Origin of the sequence: Streptomyces sp. NPDC001507 (genome assembly GCF_042894765.1) — a bacterium.
Classification (GTDB): domain Bacteria; phylum Actinomycetota; class Actinomycetes; order Streptomycetales; family Streptomycetaceae; genus Streptomyces.
This window is the reverse complement of the sequence record NZ_JBIAVV010000004.1, coordinates 291,252-310,089: the sequence shown is the minus strand read 5'-3', so window position 1 is coordinate 310,089 and position 18,838 is coordinate 291,252. Positions and strand designations below refer to the sequence as shown.

General features: G+C 72.4%; 20 protein-coding genes and 2 pseudogenes. 7 read left to right on the top strand and 15 right to left on the bottom strand.

Annotated features, from left to right (window positions below; genetic code table 11):
* The first annotated feature begins 25 nt into the window (after positions 1–25).
* Together ACFY0K_RS15215 and ACFY0K_RS15210 are read left to right on the top strand one after the other, a co-directional pair.
* Entirely contained in the window at positions 26–883 is an 858-nt protein-coding gene (locus ACFY0K_RS15215; protein ID WP_390640214.1) for a helix-turn-helix domain-containing protein, read from the top strand.
* A 188-nt stretch (positions 884–1,071) separates the two neighbouring features.
* The gene (locus ACFY0K_RS15210) at positions 1,072–1,263 is read left to right on the top strand and encodes a DUF397 domain-containing protein (RefSeq protein WP_089102095.1); all 192 of its coding nucleotides are present in this window, start codon (positions 1,072–1,074) and stop codon (positions 1,261–1,263) included.
* Between the two features lie 144 nt (positions 1,264–1,407).
* On the opposite strand, the gene ACFY0K_RS15205 is transcribed toward ACFY0K_RS15210, so the two are convergent.
* The 3 genes and pseudogenes from ACFY0K_RS15205 to ACFY0K_RS15195 all read right to left on the bottom strand — a co-directional run.
* On the bottom strand, positions 1,408–2,310 hold the full coding sequence (locus tag ACFY0K_RS15205; RefSeq protein ID WP_390640213.1) for a MerR family transcriptional regulator: 903 nt from the start codon (positions 2,308–2,310) through the stop codon (positions 1,408–1,410).
* An 80-nt stretch (positions 2,311–2,390) separates the two neighbouring features.
* The gene (locus ACFY0K_RS15200) at positions 2,391–2,897 is read right to left on the bottom strand and encodes a glutathione peroxidase (RefSeq protein WP_351957167.1); all 507 of its coding nucleotides are present in this window, start codon (positions 2,895–2,897) and stop codon (positions 2,391–2,393) included.
* Positions 2,898–2,906: 9 nt separating this feature from the next.
* Positions 2,907–3,344: pseudogene (locus tag ACFY0K_RS15195) on the bottom strand (ArsR/SmtB family transcription factor); the annotation flags it as partial.
* Positions 3,345–3,349: 5 nt separating this feature from the next.
* Between ACFY0K_RS15195 and ACFY0K_RS15190 the strand changes: the two are divergent.
* Positions 3,350–3,658 (top strand): annotated as a pseudogene (locus tag ACFY0K_RS15190) (MFS transporter); the annotation flags it as partial.
* Here ACFY0K_RS15190 and ACFY0K_RS15185 read toward each other — a convergent pair.
* Positions 3,603–4,538, bottom strand: a complete 936-nt coding sequence (locus tag ACFY0K_RS15185) for a slipin family protein (protein ID WP_390640212.1) — start codon at positions 4,536–4,538, stop codon at positions 3,603–3,605. The pseudogene ACFY0K_RS15190 and the gene ACFY0K_RS15185 sit on opposite strands and share 56 nt — an antisense overlap.
* Positions 4,539–4,727: 189 nt before the next feature.
* Between ACFY0K_RS15185 and ACFY0K_RS15180 the strand changes: the two genes are divergently transcribed.
* Positions 4,728–5,012, top strand: coding sequence for a hypothetical protein (locus tag ACFY0K_RS15180; RefSeq protein ID WP_390640211.1), 285 nt, complete (start codon positions 4,728–4,730; stop codon positions 5,010–5,012).
* A 164-nt stretch (positions 5,013–5,176) separates the two neighbouring features.
* Here ACFY0K_RS15180 and ACFY0K_RS15175 read toward each other — a convergent pair whose 3' ends face one another.
* Both ACFY0K_RS15175 and ACFY0K_RS15170 read right to left on the bottom strand, forming a co-directional pair.
* Positions 5,177–5,395, bottom strand: coding sequence for a hypothetical protein (locus ACFY0K_RS15175; protein WP_351957174.1), 219 nt, complete (start codon positions 5,393–5,395; stop codon positions 5,177–5,179).
* 57 nt (positions 5,396–5,452) lie between these two features.
* On the bottom strand, positions 5,453–5,653 hold the full coding sequence (locus ACFY0K_RS15170; protein WP_390640210.1) for a hypothetical protein: 201 nt from the start codon (positions 5,651–5,653) through the stop codon (positions 5,453–5,455).
* A 209-nt stretch (positions 5,654–5,862) separates the two neighbouring features.
* Between ACFY0K_RS15170 and ACFY0K_RS15165 the strand changes: the two genes are divergently transcribed.
* On the top strand, positions 5,863–6,816 hold the full coding sequence (locus ACFY0K_RS15165) for an SDR family NAD(P)-dependent oxidoreductase (RefSeq protein ID WP_390640209.1): 954 nt from the start codon (positions 5,863–5,865) through the stop codon (positions 6,814–6,816).
* Positions 6,817–6,895: 79 nt separating this feature from the next.
* Here the strand turns inward: ACFY0K_RS15165 and ACFY0K_RS15160 are convergent, their stop codons facing one another.
* From ACFY0K_RS15160 to ACFY0K_RS15150, 3 genes are all read right to left on the bottom strand, one after another.
* Positions 6,896–8,113 carry a flotillin family protein gene (locus ACFY0K_RS15160; protein ID WP_390640208.1) on the bottom strand — a complete coding sequence of 406 codons (1,218 nt, stop codon included), beginning with the start codon at positions 8,111–8,113 and terminating at the stop codon, positions 6,896–6,898.
* A gap of 12 nt (positions 8,114–8,125) precedes the next feature.
* Positions 8,126–8,374 (bottom strand): hypothetical protein, encoded by a 249-nt coding sequence (locus ACFY0K_RS15155; RefSeq protein ID WP_351957179.1) that lies wholly within the window; start codon positions 8,372–8,374, stop codon positions 8,126–8,128.
* A 283-nt stretch (positions 8,375–8,657) separates the two neighbouring features.
* On the bottom strand, positions 8,658–10,022 hold the full coding sequence (locus tag ACFY0K_RS15150; RefSeq protein ID WP_351957180.1) for a macro domain-containing protein: 1,365 nt from the start codon (positions 10,020–10,022) through the stop codon (positions 8,658–8,660).
* Between the two features lie 108 nt (positions 10,023–10,130).
* On the opposite strand from ACFY0K_RS15150, the gene ACFY0K_RS15145 reads away from it, so the two are divergent.
* Positions 10,131–11,048 (top strand): macro domain-containing protein, encoded by a 918-nt coding sequence (locus ACFY0K_RS15145; RefSeq protein WP_390640207.1) that lies wholly within the window; start codon positions 10,131–10,133, stop codon positions 11,046–11,048.
* A gap of 52 nt (positions 11,049–11,100) precedes the next feature.
* Here ACFY0K_RS15145 and ACFY0K_RS15140 read toward each other — a convergent pair whose 3' ends face one another.
* The 5 genes from ACFY0K_RS15140 to ACFY0K_RS15120 all read right to left on the bottom strand — a co-directional run bounded on the left by ACFY0K_RS15140 (position 11,101) and on the right by ACFY0K_RS15120 (position 17,599).
* Positions 11,101–11,793, bottom strand: a complete 693-nt coding sequence (locus ACFY0K_RS15140) for a TIR domain-containing protein (protein ID WP_382725894.1) — start codon at positions 11,791–11,793, stop codon at positions 11,101–11,103.
* A gap of 2 nt (positions 11,794–11,795) precedes the next feature.
* A complete protein-coding gene (locus tag ACFY0K_RS15135) occupies positions 11,796–13,409 on the bottom strand; it encodes a hypothetical protein (RefSeq protein ID WP_390640206.1) in 1,614 nt (537 codons plus the stop codon).
* 57 nt (positions 13,410–13,466) lie between these two features.
* A complete protein-coding gene (locus ACFY0K_RS15130; protein WP_390640205.1) occupies positions 13,467–14,213 on the bottom strand; it encodes a hypothetical protein in 747 nt (248 codons plus the stop codon).
* A 348-nt stretch (positions 14,214–14,561) separates the two neighbouring features.
* Complete coding sequence (locus tag ACFY0K_RS15125; RefSeq protein WP_390640204.1) at positions 14,562–16,964, bottom strand: DHA2 family efflux MFS transporter permease subunit; 2,403 nt, start codon at positions 16,962–16,964, stop codon at positions 14,562–14,564.
* A 26-nt stretch (positions 16,965–16,990) separates the two neighbouring features.
* Positions 16,991–17,599: a TetR/AcrR family transcriptional regulator gene (locus ACFY0K_RS15120; RefSeq protein ID WP_390640203.1), complete on the bottom strand. Its 609-nt coding sequence runs from the start codon at positions 17,597–17,599 to the stop codon at positions 16,991–16,993.
* 383 nt (positions 17,600–17,982) lie between these two features.
* On the opposite strand from ACFY0K_RS15120, the gene ACFY0K_RS15115 reads away from it, so the two are divergent.
* Positions 17,983–18,198, top strand: coding sequence for a hypothetical protein (locus ACFY0K_RS15115; RefSeq protein WP_390640202.1), 216 nt, complete (start codon positions 17,983–17,985; stop codon positions 18,196–18,198).
* Here the strand turns inward: ACFY0K_RS15115 and ACFY0K_RS15110 are convergent.
* Positions 18,162–18,752, bottom strand: coding sequence for a fasciclin domain-containing protein (locus ACFY0K_RS15110; RefSeq protein ID WP_390640201.1), 591 nt, complete (start codon positions 18,750–18,752; stop codon positions 18,162–18,164). The two genes, ACFY0K_RS15115 and ACFY0K_RS15110, sit on opposite strands and share 37 nt — an antisense overlap.
* Positions 18,753–18,838 lie beyond the last annotated feature (86 nt).

Sequence of the window (18,838 nt, the reverse complement as noted above, 5' to 3'; positions counted from 1 at the left end):
GCAGGCAGCCGGAGGTGCACGTCCCGTGGCGTCCAATGTCAATCCCACCGTCAGGCGACGCCGGCTGGGCCAGGAGCTGCGCAGGCTCCGCGAGCTCAAGGGCATGACGGCGGAGGAAGTTGCGGAGCGGTTGCTCGTTTCGCAGTCGAAGATCAGCCGCCTGGAGAACGGGCGCCGGAGCATCAGCCAGCGCGACGTCCGAGACCTGTGCGGGGTGTACGAGGTCGAGGACCAGCGGGTCGTCGAGTCCCTGATGGAGATGGCCAGGGATTCGCGGCAGCAAGGCTGGTGGCACGCGTTCGGAGACATCCCGTACAGCGTCTACATCGGTCTGGAGACCGACGCCGAGTCGCTGCGCGTGTACGAACCCCAGCTGGTCACCGGGCTGTTGCAGACCCGGGCGTACGCCGAAGCCCTGGTGCAGGGCGCGCTGCCGGAGACCTCCGCCGCCGACATCGAGAAGCGGGTCCAGGTCCGGATGCGGCGACAGGAACGTATCACCGCCGAGCACAACCCGCTGCGCCTGTGGGTGGTGCTCGACGAGGCCGCGCTGCGTCGGCTCGTCGGCAGCAGGCTGGTGATGCGCGAGCAGTTGGAGTACCTGCTCGAGATGTCCCAGCAGCCGCACATCACCGTCCAGGTGCTGCCCTTCGAGTGCGGCGCCCACCCCGGCCTCAACGGCCAGTACGCGATCCTGGAGTTCGCCGACGCGGCCGACTCCAGCGTCGTCTACCTGGAGGGCGTGACCAGCGACCTGTACCTGGAGAAGGCCCACGACGTGCAGAAGTACGCCGTGATGTACGAGCACCTGCGCGCCCAGTCGCTGAACGTCGAGCACTCCCGGCAGTTCATCGCCGACGCGGCCAAGGAGTACGCCCGCTGAGGCAGTGGCGGACTGTACACCGGCGCCACGGTCCAGCGGAAGTCTCCAACGGAATATGCCACCCGGTCGAGTGAACGGGTACTCCAGGCGAGGAAGTTGGCTAGTAGCGTCGATCACGCCAACCGGTCAGAAGGTTGGCGTGAATCGCACTACAGCAAGCACCACAGCAACTCGCAACAGGAGTGGACATGGCACTGCTTCAGGGCGCCACGGAGACGTGGACGAAGTCCTCCTATTCCGCAGGGAACGGGGCGTGCGTCGAGGTCAAGTCGCCGACGACCGCGGGACTCGCCGTACGCGACTCCAAGGTCGAGGAGGGCCCGGTCCTCGCATTCCCGGCCGGCGCGTGGAACGCCTTCGTGACCTCGGTCAAGGCGTAGGGGGCATTCGCTGACCCAGCGCTTCACGTTCCCGACAAACACAACTGCTCGGCCACAACAGCACAAGCGTCACCGGAGCCCTCTCGACCAGCCCGCCGTCCTTGCCGAGGGGGCTCGGCTTGTGCCCGCCCCCGCCGCCGGCTCTCACCGCACGGGGAACGCGACGTCACACACCGGGTCCTGCGGTCCGGCCGCGTCCCAGTCCGCGAAGTAGACCTCCCGGCACGGGCCGTCGTACGCCAAACCCTCCCGCCCGGTGATCCACCGCTCCACCGCCTCGAAGGCCGCCAGGATCTGCGGATGCGCCACCTGCGCCTTGCTGATCCGCGTGTACGCCAGCGTGCGCGCCGGCTCGACCCGCACGGCCGTCTCCCAGGGCCGCCCCTGCCGCTCGGCCCAGGCCCGGGCCGCCGCCTCGTCCGCCACCGGGACACAGGCCTCGGCGGGCCCGTCGCTCTCCATGGACACCTCGGCGTGGTACACGACGAACGGTGCCCCGGTCACACCCCCGCACTCCCGGGCCGCCGCCTCCAGCCGGCCCAGCGAGGCGCCGATCCAGGCGGGCAGCTCGTCCGCCAGCGTGTGCCGCGTCTCGGTGATCACCACCTGGGCCGGCACCTCGACCGTCTCCACCGTGAACGTCCCGTACATCTCCGTACTCCCTCCGGACAGCCGTCCACGGAGGTATGCGGCGAGCGTCCGCTGCCCGGCGACCCGCGCCTCGACGTCCGCCCAGTAGCCGGTCAGCAGCCCGGCGGCCGTGTCACCGTCCGCCGCCTCCGCGGCCTCGACCACGTCGGCGATCCGCGCCAGCGGCATGTCCAGCTGGCGCAGCAGCGCCACCAGCCGGGCGCGCTCCACCTGGCCGGCGCGGTAGTACCGGTAGCCGGTCGCCTCGTCGACGTGTGCCGGGGCCAGCAGCCCGAGCCGGTCGTAGAGCCGCAGGGCCTTCGCCGAGAGCCGGGAGCGCGCGGCGAACGCGCCGATCGTGAGCAGCTCCTCGTCCACGACGTCCACCCTGTCCTCCACGGCCGCATCCTCCGTCACCGGGCGGAACGGTTCCGCCCGGCGATCAGGAGGCTCGTCCCTGCCCCAGGGGCAAGGTCAAGCCGCGGCCGGACCCGCGGTCAGGCGAGGGCGGCCTCCACCGCCGCCACGACCTCCGCCGACTCCGGCTCGGTCTGCGGCGCGAACCGGGCGACGACCTGCCCGTCCCGGCCGACCAGGAACTTCTCGAAGTTCCAGCGGATGTCCCCGGTGTGCCCCTCGCCGTCCGCGAACCCGACCAGACGCTCGTAGAGCGGGTGCCGGCCCGCGCCGTTCACCTCGACCTTCTCGGTCATCGGGAAGGTCACGCCGTACGTCGCCGAGCAGAACTCGGCGATCTCCTCGGCGCTGCCGGGCTCCTGGCCCATGAACTGGTTGCAGGGCACCCCGAGCACGGTGAAGCCCTGCGCGGCGTACCGCTCCTGGAGCTTCTCCAGGCCGTTGTACTGCGGGGTCAGGCCGCACTTGGAGGCCACGTTGACAATGAGCACGGCCTTGCCGCCGTAGCCCGGCAGACCGGCCGAGCCGCCCTGCAGCGCACCGATCTCCACGTCGAGCACGGACCCGTTGTTCTCAGAAGTCGTCATACGCGGATGCTAACTCCGCCGGACGGCCGTCCGGGTTCCGGCCTCCACCAGCACGTCCCCGGCCGCCGTCCGCCCGTACAGCACCGACCGCCCCGCCCGCCGCCGCTCCACCAGCCCCGCGTCGAGCAGCACCCGCAGATGCCGCCCGACGGAACCGAGGCCCTGACCGGTCACGGCCGTCGGGTGGGTGGTGCTCAGCGGGGCGTCCAGCAGCACCAGCACCCCGGCCCGCGCGGCCCCCAGCAGCGCGCCGAGCGCGGCCGGAACCGCCCGTTCGGCGGGGTCGGCGAGCGCGCCCGCACACGGGTAGACCAGGGCGTAGCGGTCCGGCTTCTCCCAGGAGACCCAGCCGCTCTTCGGCGTGACCGGGACGAGGAGGAGGTCGGCCCCGGCGATCTCGCGGGGCGGGTACTCGTCCAGGGTGACCTGGAGCCGGTTGTCCCCGAGCCCAGCCCCTGGTGCTCGCCGCCGGCTGCGCCACCGTGGCCTCCGTCGGCTTCGGTGCGAGCCTGGTCCAGCAGGAGCGGCTGATGAAGCTGACCTCGGACGAGCTCAGCGGCCACGCCCTCGGGCTGCACTCGGCCGGCATGCTGACCCTCCAGGGGCTGAGCGCCACGCTGGCGGGCTCGGTCGCCCAACTCACCTCGCCCGCCACCGCGATGACGCTCATGGCGCTCGCGTCACTGACCGTGACGCTGTCGTTGGCTACTGCCGCTCGGCGGGAGCGGACGGCTCCGCTGCCGGTTCCCTCGGCGCCGTGAGCTCGCCGGCCGGCCCGAACCTGTCGGCGACGGACGCGATCTGCTCGATCCCGGCCTTGAGCGCGGCCGACCCGTCCGGTCCGTCCAGTTCGCGCTCGTTCTTCTCGACCTCCTGGTCGAGCCGCTTGGTCGCCCGCTCGAAGTAGCGCAGCAGCTCGACCGGGAAGGGCATCACGAGCGTGGAGTTCTTCTCGGCGGCGACCTCGACGACGGTCTGCAGGAGGCGCAGCTGCATCGCCTCCGGGGTCTCCGACATGATCCGGGAGGCGTTGGCGAGCTGCTGCGCGGCCTGGAACTCGCCGTCGGCCGTGATGACCCGGGCCCGCCGCTCCCGCTCCGCCTCGGCCTGCCGGGACATGGACCGCTTCAGCGACTCGGGGAGCTGTACGTCCTTGATCTCGACGCGGTCGATGTGGATGCCCCACTCGGCGGCCGGGCTGTCGATCATCAGGGCGAGCCCCTCGTGCAGCCGCTCCCGGTCGGTCAGCAGGTCGTCCAGGTCGCTCTTGCCGATGATGGAACGGAGCGAGGACTGGGCGACCTGGCCGACGGCGAACACGTAGTCCTGCACCTCGATGGCCGCGCGGACCGGGTCGGTGACCCGGAAGTAGACGACGGCGTCGACCTTCACCGAGACGTTGTCCTTGGTGATGCCCTCCTGCGTGGGCACCGGCATGGTGACCACCTGCACGTTCACCTTGCGCATCCGGTCGACGAAGGGGACGAGGAAGGTGATCCCGGGGCGGCGGAATTCCGGCTGCGCCTTGCCCAGGCGGAACACGACCCCACGTTCGACCTGGTTGACCACCCGCATCCCGCTGCGCAGCACGAGCAGGGCCGCCACGACCACCAGTACGACCCCTACAACGGCGCCGTCCATGGGCACACACTCCATTCTCGACGTGATCCGGACAGGAATCCGGACAAGGAAGAGGACACGTCCGGGCCCTGCCGGGATGCGGGTGCCGGCGTCAGGAGTGCGTAAAGAAAACCGGTCCGCCGAGGGGGCCGGGAACGCACGGCCGCCCGGACCGTGCCACCGGCTCCACCGCCGCCGCACGTGCCGCCCGTGGCCCGCGGCCCGAACCCGGCACGACCCTCCCCAGCCGGCTCGTGCCGGAGGCCGCAGACCGCCGCCGAGCAGGTCCAGGAGCCCGAGCGGCTGCTGGTCGAGGTCACCGCCGCCGACCATGAACCCGAGTCCGCCTCCGCGTTCTTCAGGGCGGCGGTCGCGGTCTGCTGGCGGACCGTCACCGCCGCCCGGCCCGCGGCCGGCCCGGACGGGCAGCCGGGCACCCGCCGCGCCTACCACCCGGACCGCTTCGGCGCCCGTCCTCACCCGCATGGGCTATGATCAATCCAGAGCTGGTCGGCCCCTTACGGTCCGTCCGGTACTGCGTTGGTGGTCCAAGGAAAGACGCCCCGCTTCCTGCGGGGAAATGCAGGTGCAAGGCCTGCCCGGCGCTCCATCCCGAGGCCCGTCCACACCGGACGGGCCTCGTGCGTTGCCCGGGACCGTCACGTCTCCGGCCCCCACCACTCCGGGCCGCCGCCCCGCCAGTCGATCCACGGCGCCCGCGCCACGTCCGCAGGGTCCACCTCCAGCCCGGCCCGGCGGAGGAACTCGGCGACGTCGGTCAGGTTGTGCGCCAGCCCGAGGATCTCGCCGTCCACCCGCACACGCCGGCCACCCGTCGGCGACGGCGGATGCACGATCACTCGTATCGGTCCGGACATGCCTTCAGGATCATCCGGGACGTACGGTCCCGCACTCCAGCCCGCCATCCGGCCCCCTCAGCTCCCCAGGTCCCGCAACTCCCGCCACGCGGCGGGGCTCGGCCGCCGCTGCCGCCAGTAGGGATGGAAGTACACCTCCGCCGACAGCCGGTACAGCCGCCGCCGCAACTCGGTACGCCCGGGCCGCGCGGCGAGCCGCCGGTAGGTGGCGCTCCATTCCTGCTGCGCCCGGGCCAGGTCCACGGGAAACGATCGCATGACCGAATTCAAGCACGTGTTCGATTTTGGCGTCCATCGAGCCCGCCGGAGGTGCGAGTGGGCCGGCTCCCTGTCGGTGGGCTGCCGGCAGGCCGGCGGTGCTGTCGGTGATCCGTAGGCGATCTGTCGGGGGCCGCTGGAACCGTGGGTGCCGAGCCGCCCGGCCGGGCGGCCGCAGCCGCCTGCGACAGCAAGGGAGCCCCGCCGCCATGTCGTCCACGTTCTCCACCCCGCCCTGGGACGTCCGACGGCTCCCGCGTGCCGACGGCAGCGTCTTCCTGGTCACCGGCGGCAACGCCGGCATCGGGTACTTCGTCGCGGAGCAGCTGTCCACGACCGGGGCCACCGTCGTCCTGGGCAGCCGGAACCCCGCGAAGGCCGAAGCCGCCACCGCCTCGATCCGCTCCCGGGTCCGCGGCGCGCGGGTACGGGCGGTACCGCTGGACCTCGCCGACCTCCCGTCGCTCGGCACGGTCGCGGAAGCACTGGAGGTGGGACACCTCGACGCGGTGGTCCACAACGCCGGCGTCGCGCTCGACGACCCGCCGCGACGGGAGACCGGGGACGGTCACGAGCTCATGTTCGGCACGAACCACCTCGGCCACTTCGCGCTGACCCACTGGCTGATGCCGCTGCTGTCGGCCGCGCCGGCGGCCCGCGTGGTGACCGTGGGCAGCTTCGCCGCCAGGTCCGAGCGGCTCGACCTCGCCGACCTGCAGTCCCGCAAGGACTACCGGCCCAAGCGCACCTACGGACGTTCCAAGCTGGCGCAGATGTACTTCGGCCTCGAACTCGACCGGCGCCTGCGCGCGGCCGGCAGCCCGGTGGCCGGCGTGGTGGTCCATCCCGGGGGTGCGCTGGACTCCCTGACCCCGGCACGACCGCCGGTCCAGGTGCGCACCGCCGCCGCGCGCCTGCGCGGTGCACCGGCCGCCCTCCTCGTCCATGGCAAGCACGCCGGCGCCTGGCCCGCGGTCCGGGCCGTGCTCGACCCCGCCGTGCGCGGCGGGCAGTTGTGGGGACCCCGTGTCCTCGGCCTGCGGGGCCGCCCACGGAACGAACGGGTGTGGCCCCACCTCACCGACGCCTCCGTCGCAGCACGGCTGTGGGACACCAGCCGCGACCTGACGGGCGTCGATCCCGCCCCCAGCAGTGCCCCATGAGGGGCGGGGAACCGCGCGACCAGCCACCACGGCGCCGCGGCCGGGCCGGCGGCCTGCCACGGCGCCTCCAGCGGAGCGGTCAGTCGACGTCCACCGGACCGTCGTCCGACTTCCGCCCCTTCCCGGTGGGCAGCTGCAGCAGGCTGCTGCCGCCTCCGTCCTCCCCGGAGCGGGCGCCCTCGGCGCGCTGTCCGTCGGGGCGCCGGCCGTCGGAGTCCTGGCCGCCCAGGTTCTGCCGGACCGAGTCGAGGATGGTCAGGCCCTGGGACACCAGCCCGGCCGCGATCTCGCCGAGGCCGTCCGCGCCGTTGAGGACGTTGACGTTGGCACCGGCGAGGCCGCCCGCGGCCTCCTTGACGATCTGCGGGAGCTGGTCGATCAGCATCCGGTCCAGGGCCACCCGGTCGTACGACGCGGCCGCCTCCGCCTGGATCCTCATCCGCTGCGCCTCGGCGGCCGCCAGGATCCTGACCCGCTCCGCCTCCGCCTCGGCGGGCCTGACGACCTCGGCCACCAGCTGCTCCTGCCGCAGCTTGGCCTGGCGCTGGGCCAGCTCCGTCTGGGCGGCCAGCACCTCCTGCTGGGCGTGCGCCTGCGCCAGCGGCCCGGCCTGGCCGGCCTGTGCCTGGGCGCGGTCCACCTCGGCCGAGTACTCGGCCTTGACGATGGCGGTCTGCCGGGCGTACTCGGCCTGCTTGCGGGCCGCCGCCTGCTCCGCCTCGACGGCGGCCTGGGTGGCCTGTGCCTGCGCGATCTGAGCCTGCCGCTGGATGGCGGCCTTGTGCGGCGCGGACATCGCGTCGATGTACCCGGTGTCGCCGTCGTCGATGGACTGGATCTGCAGCGAGTCGACGATCAGGCCGATCTTCGCCATCTCCGTCTTCGAGGTGTCCAGCACCTCCGCGGCGAGCTTCTGCCGCTCGGTGACGATCTCCTCGACCGTCATCGAGCCGATGATGGCCCGCAGGTGACCGGCGAAGATCCGGCCGGTCAGCACCGACATCTGCTCCTGGTCGGAGAGGAACCGCTGGCCCGCGTTGATGATGCTCTCGTGGTCGTTGCCGACCTTGAAGGCGATGACCGCGCGGACATGCAGCGAGATGCCCTGCCGGGTCACACAGGTCTCGGTGACCTCGGACTCACACATGGACAGGGTGAGGAAACGGACCTTCCGTACGACCGGCAGCACGAACTTGCCGTGCCCCGTGACCACTCGGAACGGCGCGCCCCCCAGTCCCCGCCTGCCCCCCGAGATCAACATCGCCTCGTCGGGAGCGGGTACGCGGTATCCGAACATTCCTGTCTCTCCTCAGCCGGCCTCGGCGCTGTCGCCGAGCGCGTCCAATGGATCCACCCACTCGATGACGCACACTTCGCGGCATCCCCGTGATTCGATCACGAGCACCGTCGCGCCCACCGGCAGGGGATCCTCCGACCAGGCGAGAAAGGTCTCCGTGCCGCCCCTGACCTGTACCAGGACCTCGCCGGGCCCGGTGGCGCCGCGGGTTCCGATGAGCACCTTCCCCGTGCAGCCGATCACGGCCTCGTCCTGCGGCATCACCGGCCGTCCTCCTCCTCCTGGCCCCATGATTCCGACGATAGACCCGATCGGTGCGGGACCCAACGGTCGGAAGGGACCGTCCTGCTCGGAACCGGATCGGAAGCGGTTGGAGGGTGCCGGCGGAAGCGGCCGGGGTGGTGTCGTGGACGGCGGTGAGGCCGGGCGCACCGGTGCGAGGCGCGGACGGCGGACGATGCCGCGAAGGGGGAACGGACAGATGCGGAGCAGCCCGCCGGCCCGGGGGACACGTCCGGGCCGGCGCCCGGTCTCACCTTCGGCGTCAGTCGGCCGCGCGCAGGCCGAGCACCAGGTCCTCGAAGCGCCGCTCCACCGGGGCCAGATCGGTGCGGGCCAGCTCCTGGGGCAGGATGACGATCCGGAGTTCGGGGGTGAGGGCCGGGTAGCGGCGGCAGGCCTCGATGAACGAGTCCACGATCAGCGCGGCAAGCTGGCCCCGGTCCAGGTCGGTGACCCGGGCCAGGCCGGAGCCGATCAGCGGGACGGCGACCGGTTTGAACAGGCCGTTGACCGCGACCGAGGCCCACAGGTTCTCCAGACTCAGCCGCAGGTCGGCGTGGTTGGACCTGGCCACCAGGTCGTTGCCGAGCCGCGAGTAGGCCGTGGCGAACACCCGGCGGCCCTCGACCGGCACCACCACGGTCGTGCCCACCGGGTAACGGACCCTGCGGCCCAGCGGCTTGGCCCGTACGGTCTCGGTGCCCACCGACTTCACCGAGCGCAGCCCCGCCCGCAGCCGGTCGTCCAGCAGGCGCCGCTTCCCGGCGAACAGCCGGTCGACGAGCTGGCTCTGCAGGCTCTCCCGGCTGATCACGAGGTCCTCGGCGGTCTCCGTGTCGAAGGTGTCGGAGAACCCGATCACCAGGTTGCAGTCCGTCTGCTCGAACAGGTCGCCGCGCACCAGCACCACGTCGGCGCGCTGGCCCTCCAACGGAACCCGGTGCCGCAGCAGTTCGGCCCCGTGCCGGGCGCGCAGCTCCGCGCGCAGGGCGTCCAGGGTGCGCGCGGCCTCGACGTCGTCGGGATGCTCGTGGGTGATCAGTTCGGCCACCGGCAGCGCGAGTTCGGGCCGCCCCAGGTCGGTCTGTACGCGGACCAGCTCCCGGCGGGCCGCGTCCTGAAGGGCGGTCAGGCGGCGGACGAAGGGCACCGCGAACCCCTCGCCGTTCACCTCGGCCAGCGGCCGGCCGCGCACCAGGGACAGCGCCTCGGACAGCCGGTGCGCGGCGGTGGCCGGGGGCGCGAGCAGGGCGTCGTTCACGATCGCGGTGAACCGCGCGCTGTCGAGTTCCTCGGGCCGCAGCACCAGGCGGTAGGCGGTCTCCGGGCCCTGCACGGTGACCTGCTGCTCGGTGCGCAGGACCGCCGTGCCCGCGCTGTCCTGGCCCAGGGCGCCGGGGGCCAGCGCCCGCCGCAGCTCCAGCACCCTTTTCTGCACCTCGTTGCGGTTGCGCTGGTCCAGGTGGCGCGGCTCGTCCGCGAGTCCCCACACGTCGCGCCGCAGTTGCCGTACCGGCACCGCCTCGCCGCCGGCCGCCACCAGGCGGACCAGCAGCCGTACGGTCAGCGGTGTCAGCCGGACCGGAACCCCGTCGACCTCAAGCTGGACCGGGCCCAGTACCTTCACCCGGATATGTGCTCGCGCACCGGCCATCCGCGTCGCCCCCCGGCGGTTCAGCGTCACTCTGCGTCAGCCTTAGTGACTGAAAGATTATCATGATGCCTTGGGGAATCCATGAGTTCGGGTGATTCGGCCGGACTGGCCCCGATGGACCCGATACGGCCCCGGAACCCCTTCCGGCGTGGTACAAGGCGCGCCCGGCAGGTCTTCCTGCGCGACACGATGGTGGCGTTCGGCGGGCTGTCCGCCGTGTCCCAGGTCGTCGGCCCGTTCGTGCCGCACGGCGCGCCCGGCGCGGTCGTCGGGCTGTCGGTGGGGGCCTGCCTGGGCTGGGGGCTGCTGCGGTCCCGCCCGGCGGCCCGGGTGCGGCAGGTGTTCCGGCGGCCCGACATGACGGTGGTCGTCGAGACGGGCGACCTGTTCGACCAGCCGGCCCACCTGGTCGTCGGCTTCTGCGACACCTTCGACACCCTGTCGGCCGGCGGCCGGCTCATCAACGGCGACAGCGTGCAGGCGCAGTTGCTGGACCGCCGCTACGGCGGCGACGTGGACCGCCTGGACGCGGAGCTGGACGCGGCGCTCGCCGCGGCCGGGCCGGTCGCGCGGGAGGAGCGGGCGGACAAGCCGCTCGGCAAGCTCGACCGGTACCCGGTCGGCACGGTGGCGGTGCTGGGCACCCGGCCGCGGCTGGTGTTCGGCGTGGCCTACAGCAGGATCGGCAACGACTACGTGGCCGCCTCCGGCGTCGAGGACCTGTGGCGGGGCCTGGCCGGGCTGTGGGACGCACTGCGCGCGCACGCCCAACTGGAGCGGGTGGCCATGCCGTTGACCGGGTCCGGGCTGGCCCGCCTCGGCCACCTCGACCGGGACAGCCTGCTCCGGCTGATCCTGATGTCCTTCGTGGCCCGCTCCCGGGAGGCCCCGATCTGCCGCGAACTGCGCGTCGTCGTACGCCCCGGGGAGCTGGAGGGCATCGACATGCGGGAGCTGGCCGCGTTCCTGGCCGCCCTGGCGGCCGGCCCGGAGCGGTAGCACGCGGCGAAGGGGGCGGGGGCCCGTGGCCCCCGCCCCCTCGTCCGGCCGGTCAGGCCAGCCGGCGATAGGCCGCCAGGTTCTCGAAGTACGAGGTGTCACGCCAGTCCGGCCGGGTGTCGTCGAGGTCGCACTCGGCGCCCTTGAGCCGTTCGACGATCTTCGAGACGGCGGTCTCGGAGCCGTCGAAGCGGATCACGTTGCGGCCCCCGAGATCCGCGGCGGGCCGCACCTGGCCGACCTCCACGATGATCGTCCGCTCCGGGTAGGCCATCAGCGCCATGCCGAGCTCGATCAGCACGTTCTGACGGGGCTGGCCGGTCAACTGGGTCTCGTACGACGGCTCGTTGTCGCCCAGCAGGTGCGGGTGGAGCTTGGCGACGTCGTCCGGGGTGAGCAGCACCAGCGCTGCCTGCGCCTGGGACAGCGCCTTCTCGATGACCTCGCCGAGGAACGGCGCGGTGCCGCCGGTGCTCCGCACCAGCCGCTCCCACTCCAGCGGGCGCAGGTCGAGCCGGCGCAGCAGCCCGAACATGGCCGTACGCACCTCCTCGTCGCGGCCGTGCACGACGAAGACGCTGCGGCTGCGGCCGTGGTCCGCGCGGGCCTGGGCCGCGCGCGCCGCCTCCTGCTCGGCGGACGCCCGGTCCTCCTGCGGCGTGTTGTACACGTTGTACCCGAAGCCGCTCTGCCGGCCGCCGAAGAAGTTCTGGCTGTTGTCGCCGCCGGTGTGTCCCTGGCTCATGGTCACGCCCCTGCTTTCCCTGACGAACCGCCGCTAGACGGCTGGTAGTTGTACCCGAAGTTGTCCTGCCGGCCGCCGAAGAAGTTCTGGCTGTTGTCGCCCAGCAGGATGTTGGTCTGCGCCCGGTCGTGCTCGACGAGGTCCACGTCGTGCTCGTCGAGGAAGGCGCGGATGTTCTCCAGCAGCCGGCGCTCGACGATCTGCATGTACTTCACCGCGTCGGACTGCTGGAAGAAGTGGTGGTACCAGTCGCTGGTGGCCAGCTCCCGGACGCTCGCCAGGGCACCGCAGTTGAGCCAGCGGTTGACGTACCGGCCCAGCCGGAACTCGCTGCTGTCCTCCACCCGGTCCGACAGCAGCAGCGCGGCCGTGGCCCGCCTGGCCCTCCTGACCCGCCAGGGCCGGGTCCAGTGGGCCAGCCACGCCGGCAGGAACCGCTCCGGGACCAGCAGCAGCGGCCACATCCACAGCGTCACCCACCAGCGCACCAGGGCCGTGAACATGTCCCACGCGACCCGCACCGCAAGCCGCCCGTCGACGGCGGCGGGCAGCTGGTCCACCAGGTGGTAGTCCTCCACGAGCGGCCCGAGGACGTAGGTGTAGAACTCGGTGTGCAGCGTGTTGCCCTTGAGGTCGAACCCGACGAAGACCGAGGTCACCAGTTCCTCGTTCCAGGACCCGACGCGCACGCACAGGTACTCGCGGGCCGCGTCGTAGTCCTCCCGCCAGTGGATGTCGGGCAGGTCCTCCACCCCGCTGGGCAGCTTGGACCAGCCGGCGCCCTTGGAGCGGTCGTTGGTGCGGATCGCGGTGGTGAAGCGGCGCTGCTCGACGGTCAGCCCGTCGATCCGCTCCTCGGGGCGGGTCTCGTCGCGCAGGTCGGCGGCGAGCCGGGCGGCGACCTGGCTGGTGATCTCGTGCACGTCGAACGGCACGACCTGCCTGCGCTCGATGGTGTCGAGGTCGGGCGGTGCACCGTCCGCGGTCTTGCGCGCCATGATCCGGGTCTTCGGCGCGCCGAGCAGCAACTGCGCGTTGGACCAGTCGCGCAGCGGCAGGCCCGCGCCGACGAAGGGCCGGTAGCCGCCGTAGAAGACCAGTCCGCTGCGGCCGGCCTGCTCGTGGTCGATCTTGCGGGCGAGGGCGTCGGTCAGCCTGGCGTGCGTCGGGCAGGCGCCGTCGAAGCCGCCGTCCGGGCCGTTCTCCCGCACCCGGGTCATCAGGACCTGCAGGGTGACGATCCGGCGCAGATAGGCCGCCGCCCACGGCACCCAGCACAGCAGGACCACGCCGAGGAAGGGGTTGAGCACCCCGTTGGTGAGCAGCAGGAACACCGCGAAGTCCACGCCTGCCGCGACCGCCCACTGGATGCGGCGCAGCCGGCGCGCGGCCAGGGCGTGGGCGAGGACCGAGACGGCGTCGTAGCCGTAGGAGGGTGCGACGACCCGGAAGCGTCTGTGGAGCAGTTCCCGGATGACGGCGCGCCGGTAGCCGGGATCGAGGTAGGTGCCCGCGGACAGCAGCCGGGTGGCCCTGGTGCGCGCGTAGGCGCGGTGCTGCGGCGGCTCCTGTGGTGCCGGGCCGGGCGGTCGGGGGTCGAGTGTCTGTGTGGCCATGGTGGTTCAGCGCTCCGCTCGTGCGGGCGCACCGCTGCGGGCACGCCCCGGTGGGTGTCAGCCGGTCTGGGTGGCCGTGCCGCTGGTGATCACGCCGTCCTGGACGGTGTAGGTGGCGTCGTACGACTTCGTCGTGCCGTCCGTCTGCAGCGCATCGAGGGTGACCTGCACCTGGTCGCCCGTCACGGACTCGACGGTGACGGTGTCCTGCTCGGTGGTGGCGTAGCCCGAGACGAAGCTGTCGTAGCTCGAGTCGAGGTTCTTGCCGCCGAGGGCCCAGGCGGTTTCGTAGTCGTGGGAGCTGATCGCCGCGAAGTAGGCGGTGACGACGTCGCCGGGCGCGGTCGGGCTCGCGCTCGGGGCGGTGGCGGTGTCCGTCGGGTCACCGTAGTAGCCGTCGGTCGTGTTCGCCCCGGGGGTGGCGGTGTCGCCGTACGGCCATGCGGACGCCGTCGTCGGGTCGGTGTAGGCCGGCTGGTCGTCCGTCCCCGCCGTACCGCCGCCGTCCGAGCCCGAGGTGCCCGAGCCTGAGGTGTCCGAGCCCGAGGTGCCCGAGCCGAACAGGCCGGAGTCGTAGCCGGCGCCGGACGCTCCGGACGAGGACCCGGACGACCCCCCGGCCAGGCCGCCGATCAGGGTGAGGAGCACGGCCAGCAGCAGGGGCGTGGCGATGACCACGAGCCCCCAGGTGCGGGCGGGGCCGCCCGGCGGTATAAGCCCCGGGGCCTGGTAGGAGGGCGGCGCGCGATGGGCGGACAGCGGGTCGGGACGCCCGGCGGGCGGCGTCGGCTCAGCTTGGGTCATGGGGTTCTCCAGCGGTGACGGCAGTGCACCGCGCCCCGCCCCGGACGCCCCCCTGAGCGGGCGGTGAACAGCGGGGCGTGACAAGGCGGTTGACGCCTACGAGGTGACCAGCGCCGCCGCTTCCGTGGCCAGAACCGAGCTGCTTCCGATCCGCTTCCGGCCCGCTCCCGAGCCCTTCGGGCCATCACCGCCGTCCCGGTGACACTCCCGTTCCCCGCCCGCCGCGCGGCAGGCGCGGGATCCGGCCACCGGCTCCCGTGCGGTGTCGCACGGTGATGCGGCAGAGCCGGGCGCCGCGGGTGCCGTACCCGTGCCGCCCGGCTCTGCCGGGGAGGTTCCGCCGGGGTGTCAGCCCAGCGGTCCGGACTGCCGGGTGCCCCCCTGACCGGTCTCCTCGTGGGCGAGGTAGAGGTCGAAGCCGTCCTGCCCGGTGCCGTTCAGCCGGACCGGGGCGGCCACCGGCGGGTAGCCGGAGGCGACCAGCGTGTACTCGGTGCCGGGCAGGTCCGCGAACGCGTACTCGCCGTCCTCGCCGGTGGTGCGGGAGGCGACCACGTTGCCGGCGGAGTCCAGCAGGGCGACCCGGGCGTCGGTCAGGGGCGAGCCGTTCCTGCCCCGGACGGTGCCGCGGACCGCGGCGGCCGGAGCGAGGAGGATGTCCTGGGCGGCCCCGGCGTCCCCGACGGTCACCGCGACGGCGGTGGGCCGGTGACCCTCGGCGCTCACGGTCAGGACGTACTCCCCGGCGACCAGTTCGCCGAGCCGGTAGCCGCCGTCGGCGCCGGTGACCGTGGAGTCCGCCACCTCGCCGAACAGGTCGGTCGCGACCACCAGGGCTCCGCTCACCGGAAGGCCGTCCGAGCGGACGTTGCCGGTCAGACCGGTGGTGCCGGTCAGCACCAGGTTGTACTCGACCGGGGAGCCGCCCACCGTGAGGGTGGCCACCTGCGGCTGGCGCCCGGCGGCCGAGCCGACCAGGACGTAGGAGCCCGCGGCCGGGACGGCGACCGCGTAGCGGCCCGCGGGGTCGGCGACGGCGTGGCCGAGCTGACGCCCCGTCGGGTCGATCAGCGTGACCACGGCGCCCGGTGCCGGCACACCGTCGCCGGCCGCCAGGACCCGGCCGCTCACCGTCAGGCCGGCCGGATCCGGCAGCACCACGGTGGTCTCGGTCCGGGGCTGGACCAGGGGCACGGCCTCGGCCGGGCCGGTCTCCTCGAAGGCGGCGCGGGGGGCGGTGTCCACGGCCTGGGCCTGGGCCGTCGGGCTGCCCTTGCGGTAGAGCACGGCCGCGAGGACGGCCGCCACGACGAAGAAGCCGGCCGCCCACCAGTAGGCGGTGGCATAGCTGTGCAGCGCGGCGTTGGCCTTCACCAGCGGGGTCACCGGGTGGTGGTCCTTGACGTAGTCGGTGGCCGAGGTCGCCGCCAGGGTGGAGAACAGCGCGGTGCCGATGGAGCCGCCGACCTGCTGCATGGTGTTGGTGGTCGCCGAAGCGACGCCCTGGTCCTGCGGCGCGACGCCGAGGGTGGCCAGGCTCATCGCGGGCGGCATCACCATGCCGATACCGGCGCCCATGATCAGCAGCGGTACCAGCACGTCCGAGGTGTAGGCCGAGTGCAGGTCGAGCCTGGTGAGCCAGACCATGCCGGCGGCCGCGAGCAGCGCGCCGACCGGGACGATCGGCTTGGCGCCCACCCGGGGCACCACGACGATGGTGGCCAGCTGCGCGAACACCATCAGTGCCCCGATCATCGGGAGGAAGGCCAGACCGGTCTTGACCGGCGAGTAGTGCAGCGTCTCCTGCAGGTAGTAGGTCAGGAACAGGAAGATCCCGAACATGCCCGCGCCGGTGACGAACACCGAGAGGTAGGCGGCCGCGCGGTTGCGGTCGGCCAGCACCCGCAGCGGGAGCAGCGGATGGCTGGTCCGGGTCTCCCAGAAGGTGAAGAGGGCCAGCAGTACGCCACCGGCGGCCAGGAAGGCCCAGACCATCCAGTTGGCCCACGGGTGGGTCTCGGCGTTGGCGAAGCCGTACACCAGCGAGAACATGCCGCCCGCGGCGAGGATCGTGCCCAGCGTGTCCAGCCGGGGACGCGCGGCCTTGGCGGGCCGGCGGACGAACACCACGGTGCCGATCACCGCGACGACCGCGATCGGCAGGTTGACGTAGAGGGTGTACCGCCAGTTCAGGTGCTCGGTCAGCAGGCCGCCCAGCAGCAGGCCGATGGCACCGCCGCTGCCGGCGATCGCACCGTAGACGCCGAACGCCTTGGCGCGTTCCTTGGCGTCGGTGAAGGTCGTGGTCAGCAGGGACAGCGCGGCGGGCGCGAGCAGCGCGCCGAACACGCCCTGGACCGCCCGGCCGACGATCAGCATCGTCAGGTTCTGCGAGGCGCCGGCCATCGCGGAGGCACCGGCGAACCCGATCAGGCCGATCAGCAGGGTGGTCTTGCGGCCGAAGAAGTCCGCGAGCCGGCCGCCGAGCAGCAGCAGCGAACCGAACGCCAGCGAGTAGGCGGTGACCACCCACTGCCGGCCGTCGTTGGAGAAGCCCAGGTCGCGCTGGGCGGACGGCAGGGCGATGTTCACGATCGTCGAGTCGAGCACCACCATCAGCTGGGCGAGGCCGATCACGGCCAGCACCATCCACCGGTGCGGTGCCTGGTGTCTGGCGCCGCGGGCCGACGAGGACTGGGCCGGTGCGACGCCGGCGTGCGCGTCGACGGAGTCGACAGAAGTGGATGACATGAGGTGGCTCTCCGGAAGCGAGTGGATCAGGTACTGGTGAGCACCGGAAGGATCACGGTGTCCAGGAAGTGCGTGAGGTAGTCGGCGTCGGCCTCGCACCGTTCCACGAGGGGCCGGGCGAGGGCCGCGCCGATCAGCAGGTGCGGGAGGCGGGCGGCGGTGGGGGAGTCCGGTGGGATCTCGCCGCGGGCCACGGCCCGCTCGACGATCTTCCGCAGCGTTCTCAGCTCCGGTTCGACGACGGCCTCGTGCATCGCCTCGGCGAGGTCGGGGTTCCTGTGCAGCGCGGGGGAGATGATCCGGGCGAGCTCGACGTCCCTGCGTGCCCCGGTGAAGCGCCGGGCCGGCTCGTGGAGGTCGCCCGTCAGCGAACCGGTGTCCGGTCCGCCGGGGTCGAAGGGCCGGCAGTGCCGGAGGGCCGCGGCGACCAGTCGCGGCTTGCCCTGCCACTGCCGGTAGAGCGTCGCCTTGCTGCAGTGCGAGCGGGCGGCGACGTCGTTCATGGTCAGGGCGTCGTAGCCGGACGCGCGCAGCCCGTCGAGGACGGCGTCGTAGAGCTCGTTCTCGCGTTCGGGAGTGAGCCTGCGCCGGCGGGGCGTCGCCCCGGTTTCCGCGACTGCCTGTGGAGCCCCCATCCGACGACACCTCGTTCCTGGGACTGGGGGCCGTCGGCCCACTAACTGATCGAAACCGTTTCGTACACTTTGAGGCTAGGCATTCCGCGAGCGAAATGCAAAGCATTTGGCCGACGTCACATTCGAGGCTGATCAGCGCGGTGGTGCACCGGCTCGACACTTTGCTATGGCTTTGCTCTCCCCTTGCCGCTCGGGGAGGAAGAGGCTGCGGCGCCGTCGTCCAACTGGTCCGCCGGACAGGCGAGGCGGAGGGCCGTGGTGGTCCGGTGGGCGCGCGGCGCCCCGGCGGCCCTGACGAGGTTGAACCCGCTCTCGCACCCGGCGGTGATCGTGTCGCGGAGCGCCGCGCCGGCCGGTCCGGCCGGGCACGCGGGTCCACGGTGGTGCGGTCCACCAGCGGCGACGAGCGCGGCGGAGACCGGTTGCGGACGGACGGGCCCATCGCGGTCAGCCCCGGTGGACCCGTCCAGGTCGTACCCCTCGCCGAACTGCACGCCTGCCCTGACGCCCGCGGCGTCTTCGGCGACCTCGGCGTGGGCCGCGTCGAGGTCGGCCTCCTCGGTCAGGACGGCGGCTCGAGGACCGCGTCGACGACGTAGATGGTGGCGTTCGCCGCCTTGATGTTGCCGCAGACGATGTTCGCCTCGCCGTTGACCTTGAAGTCGGTGCCCGAGCCGGACGTGGTCAGCTTGCTGCCCTCCACCGTCCTGAAGGAGCCGTGCGAGAGTTCGTCCGGGGTGATCTGCCGGTCCACGACGTGGTACGTCAGCAGCTTCTTCAACTGTCCCTGGTCGGCCAGGATCGAGGCGAACTGCGCCACGGTCGCCGCCTCGAAGGCCTGGTCGTTCGGTGCGAAGACGGTGATGCCGGGCTTCTCGTCGAGGGCGCCGTTCAGATGCGCCCTGACCGCGGCGGAGACCAGATGGCTGAGTTGCGGATACGCGGCCGCGGCCTCCACGACCTTGTCCTTGGCCGTGCCGACCTTCTGCGCGAGCCCCGCGCAGCCCGAACCGAACGTGCCCGACGGGCTGGGGGTGGGGGACGCGTCCTGCGCGTGACCCTGTGGCGCCGTACCTGCCAGTGCCAGCGGGACGGCCATCACGACTGCCGCCGTGGCGTTTGCCGTGCGCATGCGCATGCGAGTGAACCTCATCGCAACCTTCCTCCCGTGGAGGCGTGAACACTGCAGAGGTCTGGACTGCGGAATTCGTCGGTTCCGGGGCGGGACGGAGCGGCTGC

Bases quoted from the DNA above. Each gene is read 5' to 3' on its own strand.
- ACFY0K_RS15210 (WP_089102095.1), top strand. From the start codon at position 1,072: ATGGCACTGCTTCAGGGCGCCACGGAGACGTGGACGAAGTCCTCCTAT.
- ACFY0K_RS15200 (WP_351957167.1), bottom strand. From the start codon at position 2,897: ATGACGACTTCTGAGAACAACGGGTCCGTGCTCGACGTGGAGATCGGT.
- ACFY0K_RS15185 (WP_390640212.1), bottom strand. From the start codon at position 4,538: ATGGACGGCGCCGTTGTAGGGGTCGTACTGGTGGTCGTGGCGGCCCTG.
- ACFY0K_RS15175 (WP_351957174.1), bottom strand. From the start codon at position 5,395: ATGTCCGGACCGATACGAGTGATCGTGCATCCGCCGTCGCCGACGGGT.
- ACFY0K_RS15170 (WP_390640210.1), bottom strand. From the start codon at position 5,653: ATGCGATCGTTTCCCGTGGACCTGGCCCGGGCGCAGCAGGAATGGAGC.
- ACFY0K_RS15165 (WP_390640209.1), top strand. From the start codon at position 5,863: ATGTCGTCCACGTTCTCCACCCCGCCCTGGGACGTCCGACGGCTCCCG.
- ACFY0K_RS15160 (WP_390640208.1), bottom strand. From the start codon at position 8,113: ATGTTCGGATACCGCGTACCCGCTCCCGACGAGGCGATGTTGATCTCG.
- ACFY0K_RS15155 (WP_351957179.1), bottom strand. From the start codon at position 8,374: ATGCCGCAGGACGAGGCCGTGATCGGCTGCACGGGGAAGGTGCTCATC.
- ACFY0K_RS15145 (WP_390640207.1), top strand. From the start codon at position 10,131: ATGAGTTCGGGTGATTCGGCCGGACTGGCCCCGATGGACCCGATACGG.
- ACFY0K_RS15140 (WP_382725894.1), bottom strand. From the start codon at position 11,793: ATGAGCCAGGGACACACCGGCGGCGACAACAGCCAGAACTTCTTCGGC.
- ACFY0K_RS15135 (WP_390640206.1), bottom strand. From the start codon at position 13,409: ATGGCCACACAGACACTCGACCCCCGACCGCCCGGCCCGGCACCACAG.
- ACFY0K_RS15130 (WP_390640205.1), bottom strand. From the start codon at position 14,213: ATGACCCAAGCTGAGCCGACGCCGCCCGCCGGGCGTCCCGACCCGCTG.
- ACFY0K_RS15125 (WP_390640204.1), bottom strand. From the start codon at position 16,964: ATGTCATCCACTTCTGTCGACTCCGTCGACGCGCACGCCGGCGTCGCA.
- ACFY0K_RS15120 (WP_390640203.1), bottom strand. From the start codon at position 17,599: ATGGGGGCTCCACAGGCAGTCGCGGAAACCGGGGCGACGCCCCGCCGG.
- ACFY0K_RS15110 (WP_390640201.1), bottom strand. From the start codon at position 18,752: ATGAGGTTCACTCGCATGCGCATGCGCACGGCAAACGCCACGGCGGCA.